This window comes from Pseudotabrizicola algicola (assembly GCF_010915705.1).
GTDB classification, from domain to species: Bacteria; Pseudomonadota; Alphaproteobacteria; order Rhodobacterales; family Rhodobacteraceae; genus Pseudotabrizicola; species Pseudotabrizicola algicola.
In genome coordinates this window covers 94391-109558 of sequence record NZ_JAAIKE010000005.1, presented here as the reverse complement: position 1 = coordinate 109558, position 15168 = coordinate 94391, and the positions used below count along the sequence as shown (strand labels likewise).

Below are 15168 nucleotides of genomic sequence, written 5' to 3'. Positions count from 1 at the left end.
CTCGGTCTAGCGCTTGAACAGCCGGAAGGCCGCCGAGGCTCCGTAGCCGGCCACCACCGCGATAAGCAGCGAGAGCAACCCGTAGATCAGCGGCTGATCGCGCGAGAGATTGAACAGGAACCGCTCCAGCCCCTCTTTGCGCACGTTGATCTGCCGCTCGATCTTGTCCACCACTTGTCCGTCCCGCGTGAGGAAGATGCGCACCCTGTACAGCCCCTCGGTCAGGTTGGCGGGCAGCACTACATCCGAGCGGAACAGGGTGGACTGGGTGAATTGGACCGAGCGCTCGTTCAGGCGATAGCGGTTCTCGCTCTCGCGCACGCGGATCAGCGCCTCCAGAAACTCGGGCGCATTGGCAGCCTGTTGCGAGATCCCCACCGCCCGGATCGCACGCGGAATGGTGATCTGATGCCGCAGGTTCTCTGTCTCGGACAGGATTTCCTTCAGCCGACCTGTGGTCGCGATGGCATAGAACGACGGGGCGCTCGCGATCTGCACCGACTCGCGGTTGATCCATATGCCAGCCGTCCGTTCCTTCCTGCGCACGGTCACAGGAGTTGCAGGCCCTTCGACGGTGATGATGACATGCAATTGGCCTTCCGGTGCGGGGGCCGTGCGCCGCACCGCGCCGTAGATCAGGATTTCGGAGCCTTCGAAATCCGCCGTGATCGACACCCGGTTCTGGCTGAGACCTGCCACAATGTCTTCTGTGGACGCGGCGGCGGGCAGCGCGAAAAGGCAGAACAACAGCGCGGCGCGGATCATGGCAACAACCCCGGCGCGATGGTGTAAAGCTCGGACGGGCGCAGCAGCAGGTCCAGCGCGATCTTGAAGGCCACGCCCAGCACCAGCAGCGACAGCAGGATGCGCAATTGCTCGGCCTTGAGCCGCCCGCTCACCGCGGCCCCGATCTGCGCCCCGATGACGCCGCCAAAGATCAGCAGCACCGCCAGCATCATATCCACCGTATTGGCGGTGACCGCATGCATCACCGTGGTGAAGGCCGTCACGAAGATGATCTGGAACAGGGAGGTTCCGATCACCACCTTGGTCGGCATCCCCAAAAGATAGATCATGGCAGGCACCATGATGAACCCGCCGCCCACCCCCATGATCGCGGCGAGAAAGCCCACCAAGGCCCCGACCGCCAAGGGGGGCAGCACCGAGATGTAAAGGCCCGAGGCGCGGAATTTCATCTTGAAGGGCAGGCCATGCACCCAGTTATGCGTATGCGACCGGCGGATGGGCGCGCCGGGCTTTCGCGTGCGGCGCAGCGCGATCACCGATTCCCAGAACATCGTCAGGCCGATCAGCCCGAGGAAAAGCACATAGGAGAGTTGCACAAACAGGTCGACCTGACCCGCCGCCGTAAGCCGCGCGAAAACCCAGACGCCCGACGCCGAACCGACCATACCGCCGGCCAGCAGGACAAAGCCCATGGGAAAGTCGACAGCCTTGCGCTTGAGCTGCGCCAGCACCCCCGAAACCGAAGAGGCCACCACCTGATTGGCGCCGGTTGCCACGGCGATGGCGGGCGGAATGCCGATGAAGAACAGCAACGGGGTGATCAGAAATCCGCCCCCCACACCGAACAGCCCCGACAGGAACCCGACCACGCCGCCAATTCCCAAAAGAAGGAACATGTTCACCGAAATATCGGCAATGGGAAGAAAAATCTGCATCAGTGGCCCCGGCAGGCGAAAGGGCGGTCAGTCCAAAGGGTTGCGCGCCTTTGGCAGGGAAGTCAAACCCCGATCCGCCTCATCGCAGCGTGTTCAGGAAATGCCGCAGGATGCGTTCCAGTTTTGCCGCACCCAAGGGGGCCATCGCCTTGGTGTGTTCATGGCTGATCTGCTCGTCCGACATGCCCGCCGCCATGTTGGTGATGGTGGAGATTGCGGCGCAGCGCAGCCCCAGAAAGCGGGCCAGAATGATCTCTGGTACAGTGGACATGCCCACGGCATCCGCACCCAGAAGCTTGAGCATGCGGATTTCGGCGGGAGTCTCGAAGGACGGGCCGGAATACCACGCATAGACCCCGCCCTTCAGATCGATGCCTTCGGCTTTTGCGCTGTCCGAAAGCGCGGCGCGCAGGGCCGGGTTATGGGCATCGGTCATCGGGACGAAACGCGCATCCGTCGGCTCCCCGATCAGCGGGTTCAGGCCGCTGTAATTGATATGGTCGGTCAGCAGCATCAGATCGCCCGGCGGAATGTCGGGCCGCATCGATCCTGCGGCATTTGTCAGGATAAGATCGCGCGCGCCAAGGTCCCTCAGAACCTCCAGCGCCAGCCGCATGGCCGCAGGATTGCCCTTTTCGTAGTAATGCTCGCGCGCGCCCAGCACCGCCACGCGCACGCCATTGAGCAGACCGACATGCAGATGCGGATTGTGCCCAGAAACGGCGGCATGTGGAAAGCCCGGAAGGTCGGCGTAGGGAATCGCGACACCTTCCACCGCATGGGCAAGATGGCCCAGACCGGAGCCAAGGATCAGCCCGAGCCGCACCGGCTCTGCTCCGGCACGCTGCCGGATCAGATCGGCTGCTTCTGATGTCACACTCATGGTACGGTCCTTTGTTCTTGCATGGCTCCGGCGGGCCGTTGCCCCCGAGGCAAACCCCGGGGGCAGGTTGCAGGCGCGCGCGTCAGCGTTCTTTCACATAGGGTTGTCCGCCCGCGCGTGGCGGGATGGCCTTGCCGACAAATCCCGCCAGCACCAGCACGGTCAGGATGTAGGGCAGGGCGTCAAGCAGCGGCACCGGCACCTTCATCTGGACCACGGACTGCACCACATCGGGCCGCAGGGCGAGCGCCTGGAAAAAGCCGAACAGAAGGCAGGCCCACATTGCCGCGACGGGGCGCCATTTGGCAAAGATGAGCGCCGCGAGCGCGATGTATCCGCGCCCTGCGGTCATCTCGCGGCCAAAACCGGCCTGAAGCGCGGTTGCCATATAGGCCCCCGCAACACCGCACAGAATGCCGGTGATGGCCACGGCGGCAAAGCGCAGGCCAATGACAGAGACGCCCGCCGTATCGACCGCCGCCGGATTTTCCCCGACGGCGCGCAGGCGCAGGCCAAAGCGGGTACGGAACAGCACCCACCATGTGAAGGGAACGATCAGGAAGGCGATGTAGACCAGCACCGAATGGCCCGAAATCACCTCGTAATAGAGCGGGCCGATCAGCGGCACATCGCGCAGGGCCTCGGCGCCGGGCAAGGTCACCGGGTTGAAGCGGGCATCCCCCGACAGGGGCGGTGTGCGCCCGCCTTGCTTGAACATGGCCTGCGCGATCAGCACAGTCAGGCCCGACGCCAGAAAGTTCAGCGCCACACCCGAAATCAGCTGGTTGCCGCGGAAGGTGATGGCGGCAAGCCCGTGCAGCGCTGCGAACAGCATCGACGCACCGATCCCGGCCAGCAGCCCCGCCCAAGCCGACCCCGTCAGGGCAGCGACCGCCCCTGCCGACATTGCCGCGGACAGCATTTTGCCTTCCAGACCGATGTCGAAGATGCCGGCCCGCTCGGAGTAGAGCCCCGCGAGGCAGGCAAGCAGCAACGGGGTGGCAAGGCGCACCGTGGTGTCAAGGACTTGCAGAAGCGTTGCGTAATCCATCAGGCTGCCCTCACCGCTTTGGCCGAACGGACCAGCGCGAAGAGCCGCTCGAGGATCATGCGCACCATCATGTCGAGTGCGCCGGTGAACAGGATCACAAGGCCTTGCACCACGATGCGCATCTCGATCGGGATGCTGGTCCAAAGGCCCAGTTCCGCCCCGCCCTGATAAAGAAAGCCGAAGAGCAGCGCCGCCAGCACCACGCCGAACGGGTGGTTGCGGCCCATCAGTGCCACGGCGATGCCGATGAAGCCCGCCCCCTCGGACGAGTTCTGCAGGAGCCGTTCTGCTTCGCCCATCACGTTGTTGATGCTCATCATGCCGGCCAGCCCGCCCGAGATCAGCATGGCGATGATGGTGATGCGCACCGGATTGATACCGGCATATTTGGCCGCGGCCTCGGATTTTCCGAAGGCGCGGATCTGATAGCCAAGCCGCGTGCGCCAGAGCAGCGCCCAGACCACCACGGCCATCGCAAGCGCGATCAGCAGAGTGATATTGGCAGGCACCGGCCGCTGGAAGATCAGGCTAAAGCCGGGAATGTCATTCAGCGCGGGCAGTTGCGCCCCCACCGGAAACCGCGCCGAGGCGGGGTCCATCTGCCCAGTCGGGCGCAGCACATCGACCAGCACATAAACCATCAGCGCGGCGGCGATATAGTTGAACATGATCGTGGTGATGACAATATGGCTGCCACGTTTGGCCTGCAAATAGGCCGGTATGGCGGCCCAAGCTGCCCCGAACAGCGCCGCGCCTGCCGTGGCCGCAGCAAGTGCCACCGTCCAGTGCGGCCAAGGCAGCGACAGGCAGACCAGGGCCACGCCCAGCCCGCCGATTTGCGCCTGACCTTCACCGCCGATGTTGAACAGACCCGCATGGAAAGCCACCGTGACCGCAAGGCCGGTGAAGATGAAGCTGGTGGCGTAATAGAGCGTATAGCCCCACCCGTAGGGAGAGCCGAGCGCCCCGTCGATCATCACCTTCAGCGCCTCGGTCGGGCTTTGCCCGATGGACAGCAACACCAGCGCGGAAATCACCGCCGCAAACAGCAGGCTGACCAGCGGCACCAAGGTCAGGTCGGCCCATCTTGGCAAACGGTCCATCAGTAAGCCTCTTTCTTGAGCTTGGCGTCGCTTGTGCCTGTCATGCCGGCCATCAGCATCCCCAGCTCGCGCTCGTCGGTGCTGGCGGGGTCACGCATGCCCATGATCTGGCCGTCAAACATCACGGCGATGCGGTCCGACAGCGACATGATTTCGTCAAGTTCCACGCTGACCAGCAAGATAGCCTTGCCCGCATCCCGCAGGGCGACGATCTGCTTGTGAATGAATTCGATGGCCCCGATGTCGACCCCGCGCGTCGGCTGGCCGATCAGCAAGAGATCGGGGTTCTGTTCCACCTCGCGTGCAACGACAATCTTTTGCTGGTTGCCGCCGGAAAAGTTCTTCGCTTCCAGCGTGGGGATCGGCGGGCGCACGTCATAGGTGGCCATCTTCTTCTCGGTATCGGCGCGCAGGGCGTCGTTATCCATGAACAGGGCCGATTTCTGATATTTCGGGTCGTTGTGGTAGCCGAAGGCGACGTTTTCCCAAGCGGCGAAATCTAGGATGAGCCCGTGGTGGTGGCGGTCTTCCGGAACATGGGCGATGCCCGCCTCGCGGCGGCTTTGCCCGTCGGAGCCGGGGCCGGAGAGGGGCAGCGGCACCCCGTTCAGGGTAATCGTTCCGCTGGCCTTGGTCATGCCGCCCAAAGCTGCGAGCAGTTCTGACTGGCCATTGCCCGCCACCCCCGCGATGCCGAGGATTTCCCCGGCGCGGATATCGAGGCTCACGCCCTTGAGCCGTTCGACCCCATGTTCGTCACGCACGCGCAGGTCCTGCACTGACAGCACGACCTTGCCGGGGGCGGGCGGCGTTTTCTCTACCTCCAGAAGCACCTTGCGGCCCACCATCAGTTCGGCAAGCTGTTCGGGGCTGGTGTCACGCGTCTTGACGGTGGCCACCATCGTGCCGCGCCGCATCACGCTGACATTGTCGGTGGCTTCCATGATCTCGCGCAGCTTGTGGGTGATCAGGATAATGGTTTTGCCCTGATCCTTCAGCCCGCGCAGGATGCGGAACAGATGGTCGGCCTCGTCCGGCGTCAGAACGCCGGTGGGCTCGTCCAGAATGAGGATGTCGGCCTGCCGGTACAGCGCCTTCAGGATCTCGACGCGCTGCTGGTGGCCGACCGAAAGATCCTCGATCAGCGCGTCCGGGTCGACGTTCAGCCCGTATTCCTGCGCAAGGTCCTTGAGCACCTGCCGCGCCTTGCCCAGCGAGGTGTTGAGCAATGCGCCCTCTTCGGCGCCAAGCACGATGTTTTCCAGAACGGTGAAGTTCTGCACCAGTTTGAAATGCTGGAACACCATCCCGATACCGGCGCGAATGGCGCTCTGGCTGTCGGGAATCGGGGTGGGCTGGCCGCCCACGAGGATCTGGCCGGAATCGGCTTTGTAAAATCCGTAGAGAATCGACATCAGGGTCGATTTTCCGGCACCGTTCTCACCGATGATGCCGTGGATCGTGCCTTTCGGCACGGCGATGTTGATGTCCTTGTTTGCCTGAACCGGGCCAAAGGCTTTGGAGATGCCCTTCAACTCGATGGCAAAGGGGGCGGCAGTTGCCTGCCGCCCCATGTTGTCTGCCGAAGCGGCCATCAGAACGTGGCAACCGGGCAGGTGTCGTCGGTGCGGTAGTCATGCACCACCAGCTCGCCCGACTTGATCTTCTCGGCGGCGGCATCGACAGCAGCCTGCATCTCGGGGGTGACCAGCGCGGCGTTGTGCTCGTCCATCGCATAGCCGACCCCGTCCGAGGCCAGGTTGAGAGCCTGCGGCGTGGTGTCGAGCGCCTCGCCCTGCTTCATCGAGTTGTAGACGGCGACATCCACACGCTTGAGCATCGAGGTCAGGACCGAACCCGGGTGCAGGTGGTTCTGGTTGCTGTCGACGCCGATCGACAGGATGCCTTCGTCAGCGGCGGCCTGCAGAACGCCCAGACCGGTGCCCCCTGCGGCGGCGAAGATCACGTCAGAGCCTTGCGCCTTTTGCGCCTTGGCCAGTTCCGAACCCTTCACCGGGTCGTTCCATGCGGCGGGGGTGGTGCCGGTCATGTTCGAGATGAAGTTGATGTCGGGGTTTGCCGCCTTTGCGCCTTGGGCATAGCCGCAGGCAAAGTTGCGGATCAGCGGAATGTCCATGCCGCCGACAAAGCTGACGGTGCCGGTCTTGCTGGCCAGGGCAGCCATCATGCCGACCAGATACGAACCTTCATGCTCGGCAAAGCCGATGGACAGAACGTTCGGATGCGCGGCAGGGTCCACAAAGCCGTCGATGGTGACGAACTTGGTGTCGGGGAAGTCCTTGGAGACGGTGGCGATCGGGTCAGACATGCCAAAGCCGGTGGTCACAATCGGGTTGGACCCCGCTTCGGCCAGACGGCGCAGCGCTTGCTCACGCTGGGCCTCGTTCTGCATCTCGATTTCCTTGTAGGTGCCGCCGGTTTCCTGCGCCCAGCGCTCGGCCCCGTTGAACGCGGCTTCGTTGAAGGATTTGTCGAATTTGCCACCCAGATCGTAGATCAGCGCCGGTTCCGCACTGGCAACGCCAGCGGTCAGCGCCAGCGCACCGGCTGCGCCCAAAAGCTGCTTCATCATGGTCATGGAGAGTCTCCCGGTTGTCATTACGACGATTACGTTTTTTGTTGCCCAAGACATACCGCAACAGCGGGTGTCCGGATCGTTGCAATTTAGGGCAGGGTCGCGGCAAAGGGTCAAGTGCCATTTGAAAGGCGGCGCATCAGATTTGATCTTCCGATCAAATTCCGGGCAGCGCAGGGGCGATCTGACGTGGCGTTACAGGGCGCGCGACAGCACCAACGCATCGACACGGGTGCCATCCGGCTCGCTGTAATACCCCTTGCGCCGCCCGACTTCCACGAATCCCGCCTGCCGATAAAGCGCGATAGCTCCGCAATTTGAGGCTGCAACCTCCAGAAAAGCCTGCGCTGCGCCGCGCACGCGCGCCTCGGTCACAAAGCGTTGAACCAGGCTGCGCCCCATTCCCGTGCGCCGCGCGTCCGGCATGACGGCAAGTGTCAGCATTTCCGCCTCGTCGGCGACCACGCGCCCCATCAGAAAACCGCTTGATTCGACCAGCGCAAACACCTCGGGGCTGCCGAGCAGGCTTTCGATCTCGGCGGCAGACCACGGGCGCGGCAGGGTGAAACAGGCGGCATGGATCGCTGCCAGAGCGGCGATGTCAGGCATCGAGGATAACCGGGGGCGGGTCGCTTGGCGGCGCGGCATCGGCCCCGCGCAGATAGAAGGGGGCAGGGCGCGGCTGCGGATGGTCCAGACGGCCCGCCGCCAGCCGCGCCGTTGCCTCGACCAGTGGCGTCGGTTGCGGCAGAACCGGCAGGCCCAAGGCCGCCGCCGCCGATCCGGTCACTGGCGTTGCGGGCTCTAGCCCCGCAAGGGGCCGCAACACAGCCGGACCCGCGCCATCTTGTTGAAAGGTTTGCACATAAGCTTCCTCGCGCCGCGCATCTTCGACAACGGTCACAGGGCGCGGCAGCCCAAAGGCGAGCGCCTCGAGCCGCGTGACCCCGATGGCAGGCACCCCCAAGGACAGGGCCAGCCCGCGCGCCGCCGCGACGGAAATGCGCACCCCTGTGAAATTGCCCGGCCCGGTGCCGACTGCAATCGCCGCCAGATCGTGCCAGCCGATGCCGCCCTCGGACAAGAGTTCTTCCAGCAGCGGGATCAGGCGCTCGGCCTGTCCCTTTGCCATCTCCTCGTGCCGCATAAGGCAACGGCCATCGGGCAAAAGCAAAGCGGCGGCGCAATGCGCCGCCGATGTGTCAAAGGCCAGAATGGCGTCAGGCGGCAACCGGACGCACCTCGGTCACTTCCGGAATGTAATGGCGCAACAGGTTCTCGATGCCCATCTTCAGCGTCAGGGTCGAGGAAGGACACCCCGCGCAGGCGCCTTGCATGTGCAGATACACCACACCGCGGTCAAAGCCGTGGAAGGTGATGTCGCCACCGTCCTGTGCCACCGCGGGCCGCACGCGCGTGTCCAGCAATTCCTTGATCTGGCGCACGATCTCGCCATCCTCGCCCGTATGTTCGGCATGGCCGCCCGCAGGCTTTGCCTCACCCTCCATCACCGGAGCGCCGGACTGGTAATGCTCCATGATGGCGCCAAGGATGGCGGGCTTGATGTGCTGCCAGTCGGTGTCATCTGCCTTGGTCACCGTGACGAAATCGGCACCGAAGAACACACCTGTCACTCCGCCTGCGGCAAAGATGCGGCGGGCCAAGGGCGATTTTTCAGCCGCCTCGGCGGTCGGGAAATCAGCCGTGCCAAGATCAAGCACGGTCTGGCCGGGCAGGAATTTCAGCGTGGCGGGGTTCGGGGTCGACTCGGTCTGGATGAACATGGCTATCTCCGACAGTTCCACTCGGATATGGGCCTTTGCCCGGCACAAGTCAACCTGCTGGCCGTCCGGGTGGCTGCCCCCCTGTGCGCCTGCCAGCGGTGCGGCCGGACAGCACGCCCTTGGTCAGTCTAGCGCCTCGTCCGATCCGAAATAGGCATACATCGCCTCGATCGGGGTCAGGGCGCGCAGAGGTGCGTGAATCTTGTCGGCGGAGGCCGAGTTGCAATAGTCCGGCGTGGCCGCCCGCGCCCGCGCAAGCGCTGTGACATGGGTCGGCAGGTGAAACATGCTCTGCGATGGGAGAGCGGTCATGGCATTGGCCCTTTCGTTGCTCTCCTCCCTGCACGAGAGCTAATCGCCCGAGCGCCCGAGCAAAAGGTCCAAGGCCGCATCGCCGCTCTGCGCCTCGCGCATGGGTCAGGTGATACGCTCCAGCCGCTCTTTCGACATCTCGCCCGGAACGATGGTGATCGGGATCGGCAGGCCCCCCGCGTTTTTCGACATCTGGGTGACCAGCGGGCCGGGTCCCGATTTGTCGCTGCCTGCCCCCAGGACAAGCACCCCGATTTCGGGGTCCTCCGCCACCAGTTTCAGGATCTCGGTCACCGAATCCCCCTCGCGGATGACAAGGTTCGGGTTCACGCCCTGTTTGTCGCGCATCCATTTGGCGAAAACCTCGAAATGCGCCTCGATCCTTTCGCGGGCTTCGGCGCGCATCAGGTCGGCAACGCCCATCCAGTGCTGGTATTCTTCGGGTGGGATCACCGACAGAATGGTGACGCCCGCACCGGTATGTGCCGCGCGCAAGGCGGCAAATCGCATTGCGTTCAGACATTCCCTGCTGTCATCCAGCACGACAAGAAACTTCCGCATCTGTATTCTCCCCAAGCGGAGGCATCATGGCGACGGCAACGGGGGCTGGCAAGCCTTGAAGGCAGTTCAGGCAAAGCGGCGGGCTGCGTCCAGCGCAAGCCCGGTGCCGACGCTGCCGAACATGTCTCCGGTGGCGATAGGCGTGGACGGCAGGCAACGGGTGACAGCATCGCGCAGCACGGGCAGGCTGGCAGAGCCGCCGGTCATGAATACGGTGCCGATCTGCTGCGGTGCCACTCCGGCCCGCCGCAGCACTTCGGCAAGACCCGAGGTCAGCCGCAAGACAGGCTGTTCCACCGTGGTTTCAAACCCCGTGCGCGACAATGTCTTGTCCCGCGCGCCGGTCAGCGCGGCAATCTCGATCTGGGTCATGCTGCGCGCTGACAGGTCGATCTTGGCCGCCTCTGCCGCCATGGCCAGTGAATGACCCTGCCGCTGCTCCAGCACCGAAAGCATCCGGTCCAGCAGATCGGGCCGGATCGCCCGCTGGCGCAACTCCTTGATTTCACGTGCGACAGCGGGTGCATACATCGCGTTGATCCGGTGCCAGCTTGCCAGATCGAGATAGTAGTGCTGCGGCATCGGGGCTTTGCCGCCATGCACGAGCGAGCCGAACCCCAGTTCCGGCATGATATGGTCAAGGCTGAGCAGGCGGTCCAGATCGGTGCCGCCCAAGCGCAGGCCGTGATTGGCAAGAATGTCGCCCGACCGGTCCGCCCGCCGCGCGCCTTCGGGCGAAACGCGGATCACCGAAAAGTCGGTGGTGCCGCCGCCGATGTCCACGATCAGCACCAGTTCCTCGCCCTTGATCCGGCTTTCATAATCCAGCGCCGCCGCAATCGGCTCATACTGGAAGCCGATTTCGGTGAACCCCTGTTCGCGGGCAATCGCCTCCAGCACATCCTGCGCCGCCTGATCGCCCGCCGTGTCGTCATCGACGAAATGCACCGGACGACCCAGCACGACATGCTCGGTCCCGGGTTGTGCCGCCTCCAGCCGCGTGCGCAGATGGGCGAAAAAGCGTCCGATGATCTGGGTAAAGGCGATCGCGCGGTTGCCGACCTTGGTTTTCTCGTGGATCAGATCGGACCCGAGCGCGCTTTTCAGCCCGCGCATCAGCCGCCCGTCCTCGCCCTCGACATAGGCCGCCATCGCCGCACGTCCGAACTGGGGCGGCGCGCCCTCGGCATCCCAGAACACCGCAGAGGGCAGGGTCGTGTGCTCGCCCTCGAGCGCGATCAGCCGCGCTCCGTCGCCCGCAGGAATTGAAACGGTGGAATTGGAGGTGCCAAAGTCCACCCCGCAGACGCCTGCCTGTGCCATGTTGCCCCCTGACTGCAAGCGGGCGGACCTAAGCGCTTTGCGGCGCGCTGTAAAGGCCCACCCGTGCGCGGATCAATTGGCCTCGGCCAGCAGGGCGGCCAGATCAAGCCGCTTGTTCACCATCGCCAGGGTGCCGTTCGCATCACGCGGCCATGCGCTTTCGGGACGGTCGACGTAAAGCTCGACGCCGTTCTCGTCGGGGTCGCGCAGGTAGATCGCCTCGCTCACCCCGTGGTCGGCGGCGCCATCAATCGGCCAGCGCGCTTCGACCAGCCGCTTGAACACCTGCGCCAGTGCCTTGCGGTCGGGAAACAGAAAGGCGGTGTGGTAAAGTCCGGTGTGGCCGGGGGGTGGCGGTGTGCTGCCAGCGCTTTCCCAAGTGTTCAGGCCGATGTGGTGATGATAGCCCCCCGCCGCCAGAAAGACCGCCTGCGGCCCATAGCGCTGCGTCACCCCAAAGCCCAGAAGGCCGCCGTAAAAGCCGATGGCACGGTCCAGATCGGCCACCTTGAGATGGACATGGCCCACGCGGGTGCCGGGGTGAATGGTATGCATCATCGTCTCCTTCGGACAGCTGCCCTGCGAAAGCGATCATAGACCATTGCTGGCCATCTCCATAGGCGCACCGGCGCACAGGTTCTGTCGAAAAAAGCCCCCCAACCCCTCAGGGCTGGGGGAAAAAGCGGGCCGCACAGGGCCGGGGAAAGACCCTCGTGGCAGCGACGGTTCGGGAAAGGCCCGCCTGCGGCAAGACATAGCCGCGCTCGGCGTCAATCATGTGACACGGGCGCGCAGCCGGCGGATCACCATGCTCTGCACCATTCCGGCCAGCAGCATCGCGAAAGACAGCAGCGCCCCCACCAGACCCACGATCAGCGCCACCGCCTCATCGCCATAGCGGAGGGTGGCCCGCAGCAGGCGCGATTTGCCCAGCACCTCGGCGCGGGACACGGTCTTTGGCCCCAGCGCCTCGGCTGCATTGGCCAGTCGCCGTGCGTCGGTCGCGTCGTCGACAAGAGGCAGCAGGTGCAGCGCGGGGACGGGGCCCGTGGCATCGGCCATGCGGCCAAGGTCGGCAACCGTTTCAGCCAGCGGACGCAGGGCATCCGTGCGCAGCAGTGCCGCCGCATCGTCGGCGCTGCGCACCATCGGCAGGTCGGCCCAACGGATGCCGTCTGTCACCGCACCCGTCATCCGCGCGCCCAAGGCAGGCGAAAGCCGTCCCATTCCGCGCGCGAGCCGGATCGTCGCCGTTCCGGCCTTGACCGTGGCCGAAGTGCCGCCCGTCGCAACAAAGGCGGCGGTGGCCCCCAACCCCAGCACCGAAAGCCCGAGGTCCAGTTGGTCAATCGGCCGGCCAAGGCTGTAGTCCGCCCCTGCCTTGACCACGCCGCGCAGGTCCTCCACCGGAGTCAGAAAGATCGGCGCCTTGCAGATCAGGGCGGTGGAGAGGGAACAGGCGTTTATGTCCCACATGCAGGCAAGGCAATCACCGGATAGGGCCATCAGCCCCGACTCTTCCTCCCATGCCTGCGCATAGCTTGCGGGCAGCGGATAGCCCTGCGCCTCGGACACTTCGGCCAGAGCTGTCAGCGCAACCCAGTTGCGCGGGCTTTCGTCAAGACGCGCCTCGATCAGGGCCGCCAGCCGGTCAGGCGTTGCCTCGCGCGCCATCATGCGGTCGGTCGCCGCCTCGATCTCGGCCGCGCTGCGGTCGATCAGCGGGCGCAGCGCGGGGGTATTGGCAATCTGATAGCCTGCGCGCAGGGTCACCGTCAGAGACCCCGCGAAGGCAAGCAGCAAAAGGGCACGCAGCAGACGCTTCATCGCAGGCAGGATAACAGGGCTGGGCAGGGCGTCCCAGCCCTTTCCACCCTGCATGCCGTTGCGCGGTGCCGCGCGCGTCCGCCAGAGGTCAGCGACGCGACCGGATCATGCCGACAATGTCATAAACCTGCGTCAGGATCGGGCGTGCAATGGCTTCGGCACGGTCGGCCCCTTCGCCCAGAATGCGGTCGATCTCGGCAGGGTCCTGCATGAGGCGATTCATCTCGGTTGTGATCGGGGCCATCACCGACACGGCCAGATCGGCCAACCGGGGTTTGAAGGTGCCGAACTGTGCGCCGGCGTGTTCGGCGATCACCTCTGCCGCCGTCATTCCCGCAAGCGCGGCGTAGATGTTCACCAGATTGCGCGCTTCGGGCCGGTCTTTCAGCCCGTCAAGGCTGTCGGGCAGGGGCTCGGGGTCGGTCTTGGCCTTGCGGATCTTGGCGGCGATGGCGTCGGCGTCATCGGTCAGGTTGATGCGGCTCTGGTCCGACGGATCAGACTTCGACATTTTCTTGGTGCCGTCGCGCAAGGACATCACGCGGGTAGCGGCACCTTCGATCAACGGCTCGACGATGGGAAAGAAATCGACGCCGTAGTCGTGGTTGAACTTGGTGGCGATGTCGCGGGTCAGTTCCAGATGCTGCTTCTGGTCCTCGCCCACCGGAACATGGGTCGCGTGATAGGCCATGATGTCGGCCGCCATCAGCGCCGGATAGGCGTAGAGGCCCAGCGACGCGGCCTCGGCATTCTTGCCCGCCTTGTCCTTGAACTGGGTCATCCGGTTCATCCAGCCCAGACGGGCAACGCAGTTGAAGATCCACGCGAGTTCCGCATGGGCGCTGACCTGACTCTGGTTGAACAGGATCGAGCGCGCCGGATCGACGCCCGAGGCGATGAAGGCCGCCGCGCCCTCACGGGTTTGCTGGCGCAACTTCGCGGGGTCTTGCCAGACGGTGATGGCGTGCATGTCGACGAGGCAATAGATTGTCTGGATGCCCTCGTTCTGCTTTTCGGCAAAGCGTTTCAGAGCGCCGAGGTAATTGCCAAGGGTCAGTCCGCCCGAGGGCTGGATTCCCGAGAAGATACGCGGCGTGAAGGCTTGCGGCGTGTGGACCGCCGAAGTCTCTGACATGGTCGTCTCCATCTGGATAAAGTCCTGCCGCTGGCGTAATCCATGGGCAAGGGGGCGTCAATCATGCTGGCCCCGCGAGGAGTTTGCGATGCAGGACATGAACGCCGCCCCCCTGAACCCGCTGCCGATGGTGGTCTGGGTGCTGGCCTTGCCGATGATCGCGATGGAACTGGTGCTGGCCGCGGCGGGGGCGGGGCTTGTGGGCGGGGCGGAGGGGATCGGCTGGCGCTTGCAGGCGCTGGAACGCTTTGCCTTCTCGCCCGACCTCATGCGGTATCTCCTCGACACCGGGCAGTATCCGCTGGACGGGATGCACCGGCTGGTCAGCTATCCTTTCGTGCATGGCAGCCTGACCCATGTGCTGTTCGTGGTCGTGATCCTGCTGGCCTTGGGAAAGATGGTGGGGGAGGTGTTCCGCTGGTGGGCGGTGCTGCTGATCTTCTTTGCCTCGGCCATCGGGGGGGCGCTGGTCTATACCCTGATCCTGCCCGGCGTGCGGGCGCCGTTGATCGGGGGGTATCCGCCGGTCTACGGGTTGATCGGGGGGTTCACCTTCCTGCTCTGGGTCAATCTGGCGGCGGTGGGGGCCAACAAATACCGGGCCTTCACGCTGATCGGGTTCCTCCTGGGCATCCAGCTGATCTTCGGGCTGCTGTTCGGGGGCGGGTATGAATGGGTGGCGGACCTGACGGGATTTGCCACCGGCTTTGCCCTGTCTTTCGTGGTCAGCCCCGGTGGCTGGGGGCGGGTGCTGGAGAAGATGCGCCAGCGGTAGAACCGCTGTGTTACACAGGCGCGAACTCAATGAAATCAAAGGTTTAGATTTCCGGTTTAACGTGGTCTTAACCTTTTGTCCCGCTCATCCGGCCTGATGGCCGCCTTCGCTGGTGCGACCGAAGACGGCCATCAGG

At 64.5% G+C, this 15168-nt stretch carries 17 protein-coding genes; 1 reads left to right on the top strand and 16 read right to left on the bottom strand.

The genetic code is table 11. The annotated features are described in order from the left end of the window. Positions 1 to 6: 6 nt before the first annotated feature. The 16 genes from G3572_RS15265 to trpS all read right to left on the bottom strand — a co-directional run bounded on the left by G3572_RS15265 (position 7) and on the right by trpS (position 14257). Complete coding sequence (locus tag G3572_RS15265; RefSeq protein ID WP_164613440.1) at positions 7 to 765, bottom strand: TIGR02186 family protein; 759 nt, start codon at positions 763 to 765, stop codon at positions 7 to 9. Beyond that, positions 762 to 1682 carry a sulfite exporter TauE/SafE family protein gene (locus G3572_RS15260; RefSeq protein WP_164613438.1) on the bottom strand — a complete coding sequence of 307 codons (921 nt, stop codon included), beginning with the start codon at positions 1680 to 1682 and terminating at the stop codon, positions 762 to 764. The genes G3572_RS15265 and G3572_RS15260 overlap by 4 nt, the downstream gene beginning before the upstream one ends. A gap of 79 nt (positions 1683 to 1761) precedes the next feature. Further along, positions 1762 to 2565, bottom strand: a complete 804-nt coding sequence (locus G3572_RS15255) for a purine-nucleoside phosphorylase (protein WP_164613436.1) — start codon at positions 2563 to 2565, stop codon at positions 1762 to 1764. 82 nt (positions 2566 to 2647) lie between these two features. Continuing rightward, the gene (locus G3572_RS15250; protein WP_164613434.1) at positions 2648 to 3616 is read right to left on the bottom strand and encodes an ABC transporter permease; all 969 of its coding nucleotides are present in this window, start codon (positions 3614 to 3616) and stop codon (positions 2648 to 2650) included. Then, positions 3616 to 4719, bottom strand: coding sequence for an ABC transporter permease (locus G3572_RS15245; protein WP_164613433.1), 1104 nt, complete (start codon positions 4717 to 4719; stop codon positions 3616 to 3618). Before G3572_RS15245 ends, G3572_RS15250 begins: the two co-directional genes overlap by 1 nt. Continuing rightward, positions 4719 to 6314 (bottom strand): ABC transporter ATP-binding protein, encoded by a 1596-nt coding sequence (locus tag G3572_RS15240; RefSeq protein ID WP_240335577.1) that lies wholly within the window; start codon positions 6312 to 6314, stop codon positions 4719 to 4721. Before G3572_RS15240 ends, G3572_RS15245 begins: the two co-directional genes overlap by 1 nt. After that, positions 6314 to 7318 carry a BMP family lipoprotein gene (locus G3572_RS15235; protein ID WP_164613431.1) on the bottom strand — a complete coding sequence of 335 codons (1005 nt, stop codon included), beginning with the start codon at positions 7316 to 7318 and terminating at the stop codon, positions 6314 to 6316. The genes G3572_RS15240 and G3572_RS15235 overlap by 1 nt, the downstream gene beginning before the upstream one ends. A 192-nt stretch (positions 7319 to 7510) precedes the next feature. After that, positions 7511 to 7924 carry a ribosomal protein S18-alanine N-acetyltransferase gene (gene rimI / locus G3572_RS15230; RefSeq protein WP_240335576.1) on the bottom strand — a complete coding sequence of 138 codons (414 nt, stop codon included), beginning with the start codon at positions 7922 to 7924 and terminating at the stop codon, positions 7511 to 7513. Then, on the bottom strand, positions 7917 to 8546 hold the full coding sequence (tsaB, locus tag G3572_RS15225) for a tRNA (adenosine(37)-N6)-threonylcarbamoyltransferase complex dimerization subunit type 1 TsaB (RefSeq protein ID WP_164613427.1): 630 nt from the start codon (positions 8544 to 8546) through the stop codon (positions 7917 to 7919). Before tsaB ends, rimI begins: the two co-directional genes overlap by 8 nt. Continuing rightward, the gene (locus G3572_RS15220) at positions 8536 to 9099 is read right to left on the bottom strand and encodes a NifU family protein (RefSeq protein WP_164613425.1); all 564 of its coding nucleotides are present in this window, start codon (positions 9097 to 9099) and stop codon (positions 8536 to 8538) included. Before G3572_RS15220 ends, tsaB begins: the two co-directional genes overlap by 11 nt. Positions 9100 to 9222: 123 nt before the next feature. After that, positions 9223 to 9411 carry a hypothetical protein gene (locus tag G3572_RS15215; protein ID WP_164613423.1) on the bottom strand — a complete coding sequence of 63 codons (189 nt, stop codon included), beginning with the start codon at positions 9409 to 9411 and terminating at the stop codon, positions 9223 to 9225. Between the two features lie 105 nt (positions 9412 to 9516). Continuing rightward, entirely contained in the window at positions 9517 to 9972 is a 456-nt protein-coding gene (locus tag G3572_RS15210; RefSeq protein WP_164613421.1) for a universal stress protein, read from the bottom strand. A gap of 66 nt (positions 9973 to 10038) precedes the next feature. After that, on the bottom strand, positions 10039 to 11295 hold the full coding sequence (locus tag G3572_RS15205; protein WP_164613419.1) for an Hsp70 family protein: 1257 nt from the start codon (positions 11293 to 11295) through the stop codon (positions 10039 to 10041). Positions 11296 to 11367: 72 nt separating this feature from the next. Then, positions 11368 to 11853, bottom strand: coding sequence for a VOC family protein (locus G3572_RS15200; RefSeq protein ID WP_164613417.1), 486 nt, complete (start codon positions 11851 to 11853; stop codon positions 11368 to 11370). A gap of 216 nt (positions 11854 to 12069) precedes the next feature. Continuing rightward, positions 12070 to 13176: a hypothetical protein gene (locus G3572_RS15195; RefSeq protein ID WP_164613415.1), complete on the bottom strand. Its 1107-nt coding sequence runs from the start codon at positions 13174 to 13176 to the stop codon at positions 12070 to 12072. Positions 13177 to 13210: 34 nt separating this feature from the next. Beyond that, positions 13211 to 14257 carry a tryptophan--tRNA ligase gene (gene trpS / locus G3572_RS15190; RefSeq protein WP_164613413.1) on the bottom strand — a complete coding sequence of 349 codons (1047 nt, stop codon included), beginning with the start codon at positions 14255 to 14257 and terminating at the stop codon, positions 13211 to 13213. Between the two features lie 88 nt (positions 14258 to 14345). Here trpS and G3572_RS15185 point away from each other — a divergent pair, with 88 nt between their 5' ends. Further along, a complete protein-coding gene (locus G3572_RS15185; RefSeq protein ID WP_164613411.1) occupies positions 14346 to 15032 on the top strand; it encodes a rhomboid family intramembrane serine protease in 687 nt (228 codons plus the stop codon). Positions 15033 to 15168: the final 136 nt, after the last annotated feature.